Origin of the sequence: Acinetobacter sp. UBA3132 (genome assembly GCF_002364825.1) — a bacterium.
Taxonomy (GTDB): domain Bacteria; phylum Pseudomonadota; class Gammaproteobacteria; order Pseudomonadales; family Moraxellaceae; genus Acinetobacter; species Acinetobacter schindleri.
The window spans coordinates 1-4,677 of record NZ_DEZM01000225.1; the positions used below are offsets into that span (position 1 = coordinate 1).

At 41.5% G+C, this 4,677-nt stretch carries 5 protein-coding genes; 2 read left to right on the plus strand and 3 right to left on the minus strand.

The annotated features are described in order from the left end of the window. Positions 1-134: 134 nt before the first annotated feature. Both B4033_RS12315 and B4033_RS12320 read right to left on the minus strand, forming a co-directional pair. A complete protein-coding gene (locus B4033_RS12315) occupies positions 135-473 on the minus strand; it encodes a deaminase (RefSeq protein ID WP_286834390.1) in 339 nt (112 codons plus the stop codon). A gap of 267 nt (positions 474-740) precedes the next feature. After that, entirely contained in the window at positions 741-1,796 is a 1,056-nt protein-coding gene (locus B4033_RS12320) for an aromatic ring-hydroxylating oxygenase subunit alpha (RefSeq protein ID WP_286834382.1), read from the minus strand. 268 nt (positions 1,797-2,064) lie between these two features. Here B4033_RS12320 and B4033_RS12325 point away from each other — a divergent pair, with 268 nt between their 5' ends. Both B4033_RS12325 and B4033_RS12330 read left to right on the plus strand, forming a co-directional pair. Next, positions 2,065-2,994 (plus strand): LysR family transcriptional regulator, encoded by a 930-nt coding sequence (locus B4033_RS12325; RefSeq protein ID WP_286834392.1) that lies wholly within the window; start codon positions 2,065-2,067, stop codon positions 2,992-2,994. A 192-nt stretch (positions 2,995-3,186) separates the two neighbouring features. Beyond that, positions 3,187-4,239: a Rieske 2Fe-2S domain-containing protein gene (locus tag B4033_RS12330; RefSeq protein WP_286834384.1), complete on the plus strand. Its 1,053-nt coding sequence runs from the start codon at positions 3,187-3,189 to the stop codon at positions 4,237-4,239. Positions 4,240-4,348: 109 nt separating this feature from the next. Here B4033_RS12330 and B4033_RS12335 read toward each other — a convergent pair. Further along, a partial coding sequence (locus B4033_RS12335) for a LysR substrate-binding domain-containing protein (RefSeq protein WP_286834385.1) occupies positions 4,349-4,677 on the minus strand: 329 nt, incomplete at its 5' end.

Consider the following 4,677-nt stretch of genomic DNA (forward strand, 5'->3'; position numbering starts at 1 on the left):
AATATTAAATAAAGTGAGTTAAATAAGTGCATTTAATACAATTAAATGCTATTAAGATGTGCATTTATATTTAAAATAATTTATGTAAAAATAAAAAATCCCATTCTTAAAATGGGATTTTCTTCTAAAAAGGCTTATCTGCTTTGCCAGAATTGCTGTTGTAAACTGACCGTTTCAGCTTCAATCTCAGGTACTGGTCCAATCAACTCAATCTCCTTTTGTCCATGACTAAAGATATAGTGTGAGCTGACACTCATCGTTGGGTTTTCCTGATGATTACCGGTACATTCAAGTAAGTGTTCTTCCGAAATACCATAAACTACACGGCCTATATTGGCCCAATAGATGGTTCCAGCACACATACAGCAAGGTTCTACTGCCGTATAAAGCGTACATTGCCATAAATAATCTGCTGGATAATTGGTCGCAGCAATACGGGCTAATGTTGATTCTGCATGATTGACCGTATCAATATTACATTAGGTGAGCAGCACCGTTTCATAATCTGGCGCCACCAGTACTGCTCCAAAAGGATGATGTTCCAGCTGGGTAGCACGCCGTCCCACGTCATTGGAAAGTCTTAAAAACTTTAATATCTGCTGATGATTTGGACGGCTTATTTATTTATACCAGAATAAATTTTAAATGATTGAATATTTAAATAGATTCTTTGCATTTTAAGAAAGTGTAATTTATTTAAATATAGCCCCCGCTTATTAAATAAAATCTACTGGTTTATTTTAAACAATATAACGTTTACTTAATCCCCATTCTGCCAATATACGTCGATAAGTTGTTGATGAGCGATCTGCTTCAAAATGTGCTTCCATGGAAATATCCAGTGGCAGCTCTTCCGGTTTTTGACTTTCTACCAGTTCCTGGTCTTCAGCAAAGATCTGTGCATTAAAATCATAAACTGCCTGCAAATCGCCAGTGGTATCAAAATTTCGGGTTAATGGTACAAACAGTCTGGTTTGGTTGTGTGACACTGGACAGCAGGCATTCAGGATCTTAAGAATGCCTTCATTTGGAAAATGCACAGTTAATATCGCAGAAAATGGTGGATAGACATCAAACACGCGTTTCCATAAAAATCCTTCAGGTGCCAGATGCTGCATGCCATGAGGATAATTGCTGACATTACTGACATATTCAGTATGCAGACCATAAGGCGTACGTTCGGTATTGTATTTCGGCACCACCGGATTATCACGATCAGCAAAAGCATTGTGATGTACCCAGGCAAAATGCGCTACATCAATAAAGCCTTCTAACTGACGACCACTCGAACCGGCAATATCCACAAATGGCGGTAAAATAGATTGATGTTCTGCGGTATCCCAGGTATCTAGTACCGGGAAATTGGCAGCAATTTCATTCCGGCTAAACAGGCTGGTCCAGATCAGACCGTATTTTTCTACGACTGGAAATTTTGTGAGCGAGAAACGGTCTGAGATTTTAGTCAACTCGGGTTGCGCTGGGATTTTGATACATTTTCCCTGTTCGTTGTATTGCAGACCATGATAGGGACAGACAATATTTCCCCCAGAAACCCAGCCCTTGCTCAGTGGTACACCACGATGCGGACAGATATCGCGTACCAGATGAATGACGCCGCTTTCAGTTTTATAAATTGCCAGTTTGACATCCAGCAAAGTGACTTGCTGTGGCTTTTCGTTCACGTCCTGAATACGTGCAACCGGATACCAATGATGCGCCAGAATTTCCCAATCCTGATCATCAAACTGGCTGTAGCATGGCTTGCTAAATACATTGATCATTGGAATAGCGTTCATATCAAACCTTTTTTCTGCAAAATCCTGAATATTTTTAATCCCCTGAAACGTGGCTTGTGCTGGCTAGCGTTCCAGTTATTTACAATTGAAATTACTCGTTTTTTTACTTTTTCGTCTATTAGAATGTTTCGTATAAATCATTCTAAAAATTAGAACAGTACCTTGTAATACTTGCTTGGTTTGGACCTTAGCTTCCTGCTTTGGCATAAAACTCGCATAAAGCTTTTATTGAATTTTAAGTACAGGTGAAACAGGCTTGAGTAAATTGATAAATACCCCGTTTTCACGCTTTTCTGATTACTTTATTGCTGTGGCGAAAAGTGGCAGTTTACGTAAGGCTGCAGATCAGTTATTTATTTCGGTATCTGCAGTTCACCGGCAGATCGCCCTGGCTGAAGAAGAATTAGGTATTGAGCTGTTTGAACGTTTGCCCAACGGACTGAAGTTAACTTTAGCGGGTGAAATGCTATATGCCGATATTCTAAAATGGCAAAAGGAGTTTCAGCAGACATGTATCCGCTTTGATGAAATTCAGGGACTCAAACGTGGCAGTATCGAATTTGGATTAATTTCTGCCTTGAGCGAAGGCTTTGTAATGCAGTCACTACAGCATATGTATGCGCAGTATCCTTGGATCAATTTCAATATACGGGTGGCAGACAGTGAAGTGATTGCCCGAAAAATTATCGATACCGAACTGGATTTCGGGCTGATTCTTAATCCCAAAGCCCATCATCAGCTGGAAGTACTGCATTTTCTGGAATTGCCTTTGGGCTTTGTCATGTCCAAACAGCATCCCCTAGCTGAGGCTGAACGAATCTATTTTTCAGATACCTTGGATGACAATCATTTTATCGCAGCAGAGCCGCTGATCATTCATGACTATGTACAGGCCATGTACAAACATCACAAATTCATTCCGGCACGCAAAACGGAATCCAATGATATCCGCCTGATAAACAGCATGATTAAGGCCAATACCGGTATTGGCATCTTGAGTTATCTGGATGTCTTCCCGGAACTGCAACGCGATGAACTGATCTTTAAACTGATTACAGAAAAAGGTGTACGGCCTTTGACCATTGCCCTTTGCGTTGCACCAAAACGTCAGATTTCAAGAGCCTCCCAGCTAATGATCAAGCATATTATTGAACAGATGGAACAGCTAAAAAGTCAGATTTCTCAGCCAGCAGCCTAATAAATGATTTGTGAGGTCTACCTTTTCCATAAAGACGCGTTAATTCTCAAAATATGCTCACATATAAAAGAGAATGATCTTCAAATGGTAAAGAGTGTTCTAATTTTCTCAATACCTCATACGGATTTCTCTAATTTTGGTGAATGGGCTGTTGATCTATATTCAATCGAATATCACCGATTTGAGGCAATCATGAATAGTAAAACCATCCTCACACATCAGCCTGACTTACCTGTTCATATGACATTTTCAGAACATGACTGGCATCTGTTAGCGCAATACTGGTATCCGGTAGCCTTGGCACGCGAAGTCTCTGAACAGCCAATCGGGACCATGTTGCTGGATATGCCCTTGGTAATTTATAAAATGGGGGATGAAATTATTGTGGCGCGAGATACCTGTCCACATCGAGGGGTTGCTTTAAGTCTGGGAAAAAATGATGGACAAGGTGTGGTTTGTCCTTATCACGGTCTACGCTTTGGATCAGGTGGAAAATGTAATCGTATCCCGGCCCATCCGCAGCAAAAAATCTCTGAGCGTTTCAATCTAAAAACCTATGCCGCCGTAGAAAAATATGGTCTGATCTGGTGCTCATTGCTGGCAGATAAACAGGCTGAGGCAAATATTCCGCAAATGCCTTACTGGGATGAACCAGATTACCAGCAACTGGTTTGCCCGAAAGTTGATATTCAGTGTTTTGCCGGTCGGCAGCTAGAAGGTTTTATTGATGTCGCACATTTTGCCTGGGTACATCCAGATACTTTTGGCGATCCGGATAATTCAGAAGTACCCGATTATCAAACCTATGAGACAGATTATGGTTTTGCTGCTGACTATATCAGTACCGTTGGACGCTATCCGATCGGACTGGATCAGCGCGGTGCAAAAGACTTTAAATGGCTACGCCATTTTGAAATCAGTGTACCCTTTACCGCGACCTTGACCATTCATTTTCCCCATGATGCCAAACAGGTCATTATGAATGCAGCTTCGCCTATGACAGCACGTACTACGCGGCTGTTTGCACCCATCTGCCGGAATTATGACAAAGACCTGCCAGTTGAAGATGCTTATGACTTTAACCTGAAAATTTTTGAAGAAGACCGGTTAATCGTCGAAAACCAGAAACCTGAATATCTGCCTTTGGACTTGTCTTTAGAAGCACATTTCCCGGCAGCTCGCAGTTCCAGCATGTACCGGAAATTGCTGCGTAAGCATGGATTCAGTCCTTTATTTGCGGCTTGAGTTGAAATGAAAGGCTCTGGTTTTGGCTGGATTATTTTCCAGCTTTCAGTTTGAACAGTGGATCAGAGTCTTTCTTGCATTACCTATGTTTAAAAAATAATAACAAGCGTTAATCATAATATGCCTCTCTTTTCTTGGAGAACCGTTCTAACTGCTTCAGGAACCCTTCAAAATAATCTTTCTGTTTTTCTTCAGTGCGATAGCCTGCAAATAAAGTACGGCGTAATCCTTCAGGTGCGACGCAATCCAGACGGCGGGAGCTTACCCAGCCTTTCTGTTCATATTCATTCACCACCCAGTCCGGTAATGCTGCAATTCCGCGTCCACTTGCCACCAGCTGAATCAACATCTGGGTTAAATCAGTCGTCCGGATCTGTTTTGGCAAGATATTGGCTGGAATAAACAGGCGTGACATGATGTCTAGGCGATGTTTATCCA

Coding starts and splice junctions, on each gene's coding strand:
- B4033_RS12320 (WP_286834382.1), bottom strand. CDS start 1,796: ATGAACGCTATTCCAATGATCAATGTATTTAGCAAGCCATGCTACAGC.
- B4033_RS12330 (WP_286834384.1), top strand. CDS start 3,187: ATGAATAGTAAAACCATCCTCACACATCAGCCTGACTTACCTGTTCAT.